The organism is Belnapia sp. AC561 (genome assembly GCF_979252845.1).
Genome location: NZ_CEEDBP010000229.1, coordinates 1 through 272, shown reverse-complemented (window position 1 = coordinate 272; position 272 = coordinate 1). Strand labels below are relative to the sequence as shown.

The 272-nt window shown below is 60.3% G+C and carries 1 pseudogene; it reads left to right on the top strand.

The window, feature by feature from the left end:
• Positions 1–272, top strand: a pseudogene (locus AC0IW9_RS30875) (UTP--glucose-1-phosphate uridylyltransferase); the annotation flags it as partial.

The window sequence follows — 272 nt, the reverse complement described above, 5'->3', positions numbered from 1 at the left end:
ATCGTCAACAAGCCGCTGATTCAATACGGCGTTGAGGAAGCCCGCGATGCGGGCCTGCAACACATGGCCATCGTCACCGGTCGCGGCAAGCGCTCGCTGGAAGACCATTTCGACATCAGCTACGAGCTGGAGCATCAGATTCGCGGCACCGACAAGGAACACTTCCTGGCCGGCACCCGCGAGCTGATCGATGGCTGCACCTTTTCCTATACCCGCCAAGTGGCCATGAATGGCCTGGGCCACGCGATTCTCTGTGGTCAGCCGCTGATTGG